General features: G+C 65.0%; 2 protein-coding genes. Both read right to left on the bottom strand.

The annotated features are described in order from the left end of the window. Positions 1-245: 245 nt before the first annotated feature. On the bottom strand, positions 246-1355 hold the full coding sequence (prfB, locus tag AC062T_RS09820) for a peptide chain release factor 2 (protein WP_476029569.1): 1110 nt from the start codon (positions 1353-1355) through the stop codon (positions 246-248). A gap of 179 nt (positions 1356-1534) precedes the next feature. Then, positions 1535-2893, bottom strand: a 1359-nt coding sequence (locus AC062T_RS09825) for an acyl-CoA dehydrogenase (protein WP_476029571.1), incomplete at its 5' end; no start/stop codon positions are given.

The following is a 2893-nucleotide window of genomic DNA, read 5'->3' on the forward strand; positions in this document are numbered from 1 at the left end:
GGATCGGGCGAACTCGCCGCGGGTGCGCAAAGCGTCTCCCCCGCATCGCTCCTGCCGATCGTGCTCATCGTGCTAGCGCTGCTCGTGGCTGCCACGATCGCCTGGCTCGTAGTCCGCCGCCAGGTGGTTCGCCACTAAGTAGTTCGTCAGTAAGCGGTTCGATAGCTCAGAATGATGGCCCGCACCAAAAGGTGCGGGCCATCATCCGTTAAGAAAGTCGAAACCCGATCGGGTAGCTGCGGCGCCTAGCTTTCGACAGCGCGCTTGCGCCAGCGGATGCCGGCCGTGATGAAGCCGTCAAGGTCGCCGTCAAACACATTGGACGGGTTGCCTACCTCGAACTCGGTGCGCAGATCCTTAACCATTTGGTATGGCGCGAGCACATAGCTGCGCATCTGGTCGCCCCAGCTCGCCGTGATGGTGCCCGCGAGCTCCTTCTTCTGAGCCGCCTCCTGCTCCTTCTGCACGAGCAGAAGACGCGACTGCAGCACGCGCATCGCGGCGGCTCGGTTCTGAATCTGGCTCTTCTCGTTCTGCATCGACACGACGATGCCGGTCGGGATGTGCGTGAGGCGAACCGCGGAGTCTGTTGTGTTGACCGACTGCCCGCCGGGCCCGCTTGAGCGGAACACATCCACCCGAATCTCGTTCTCGGGGATCTCGATCGACTCCGTCTCTTCCATGAGGGGAATCACCTCGACCGCCGCAAAGCTCGTCTGGCGCTTGCCCGCCGCACCGAACGGGGACATGCGCACGAGGCGGTGCGTTCCCGCCTCGACGCTCAGCTTGCCGAAGGCGTAGGGAGCATCGAACTCGATCGTGGTCGACTTGATTCCCGCCTCCTCCGCATAGCTTGTGTCGAGCACGCGTGCGGGAATGCCGGCCTTCTCGGCGTAGCGGAGGTACATGCGCTGCAGCATCTCGGCGAAGTCTGCGGCGTCGACGCCCCCGGCACCGGAGCGGATGGTCATCACGGCAGCACGGGAATCCCACTCACCGTTGAGCAGCGTTTGCACCTCGAGCTCGCCGAGCACCCGCTGAATGTCGCGAAGTTCTTTGTGGACCTCGGCCGCAGCATCCGCATCGCCTTCTTCGTTGGCGAGTTCCACCATGATTTCGATGTCGTCGAGGCGCTGCTTGAGGCCCTTGATCTTGGCCAGCTCCGCCTGGCGGTGACTGAGCGCGCTCGTCACCTTTTGTGCGGCGGCGGGGTCGTCCCACAGATCGGGAACACCGGCCTGCTCGCTGAGAGTGGCGATATCCGCTGTGAGCCGATCGACGTCGACCACCGCCGTGATTTCGGTAAACGTGGCACGAAGGGTCGCGACCTGCGCGGAGATATCAAGCTCATCCATTGTGATCCCAGCCTACCCGGCGCGCTGGGGAGCAGGTGAGGGGCGGCTCCGGATGCGTGCGCGTGCGCATCCCGGATCTCAGCGCCCCCAAAAATAGCTCGCCGCGCCCCATGATCGGGGCGCGGCGCGCCTGCAAGGGGCGCGGCGGGCGGCACGCCGCTCGGCACATCAGGCCTGCGTTAGAACTTGTCCTCGCTCAGCGCGAACAGGTCGCGAGCGCCCGCCGTAGCGGCACTCAGCAGTCCGCTCGACTGTGGCAGAAGCTGCTCGGCATAGAAGCGCGCAACCGCGAGCTCGTCTGCCGCCCGCTCGGCGTTGTCGAGCTTGCTCGCGGCGAGCGCACCCTTAGCCAGCAGCCAGCCCGCCGTCACGACGCCCCACATGCGCTGGTACGGCGTCGAACCCGCGAGCACCGCGTTGGGGTCTGACATGCCGGTGCGCAGCATCCATCCGGTGGCCTTCTCCAGTGCCGTGAACTGACGAGCAAGCTCCTCGCGAATGGAGGCGAACTCCTCGCCGGCCTCCGCCAGAAGTGGCTCAATCTCGCGCATGCTGGCAATGAACTCAAGGAACGACGACCCGCCGCGAACGGGCATCTTGCGACCAACAAGGTCGGCGGCCTGGATGCCGTTGGTGCCCTCATAGATCGCCGCGATACGAATGTCGCGGTAGTGCTGCGCCACACCCGTCTCCTCGATAAAGCCCATTCCGCCGTGAATCTGCACCGCGAGCGAGGTGAGCTCGTTGCCGAGATCGGTGCCGAACGACTTGGCGATCGGGGTGAGCAGGCCCACGATTTCGTCCGAGCGCACGCGGGTCGCCTCGTCGGGCGAGTTCGTGCTGAGGTCGGTGTGCACCGCGGTGAGCAGCAGCAGACGACGCAGCCCGGCCAGGTAGGCCTTCTGCGTCATCAGCATGCGGCGAACATCCGGGAACTCGATGATCGCTGAGTCGCGACCAGTGACGCCGATCGCCTTGCCCTGGATGCGGTCCTTCGCGTACTGCACCGACTGCTGGTAGGCACGGTCGGCCACGGCGAGGCCCTGCATACCCACCGAGAGGCGGGCGCTGTTCATCATGACGAACATGATGCGCATTCCCTTGTTCTCTTCGCCGATGAGGTAGCCGGTGGCGTTCTCGTACGCCAGAACGCAGGTCGGGGAGCCGTGGATGCCCATCTTGTGCTCGAGAGAGACGGTTTCGACGCCATTGCGCTCACCGAGCGACTCGTCGTCGTTGACCATGACCTTGGGCACGATGAAGCACGAAATGCCCCTGGTTCCCTCGGGCGCACCCGGGGTGCGGGCGAGCACGAGGTGCACAATCTGGTCGGCGACGTCGTGGTCGCCCCAGGTGATGAAGATCTTCTGACCAGTGATGGCGTACGTGCCGTCACCGTTGGGCACGGCACGGGTGGTGAGTGCCCCCACATCGGAGCCAGCCTGCGGCTCCGTGAGGTTCATGGTGCCCGTCCACTCGCCGCTGATCATCTTGGGCAGGTAGCGCTGCTTCTGCTCGGGGCTGCCGTAGTGCATGAG

It is taken from the genome of Homoserinimonas sp. (assembly GCF_056262345.1).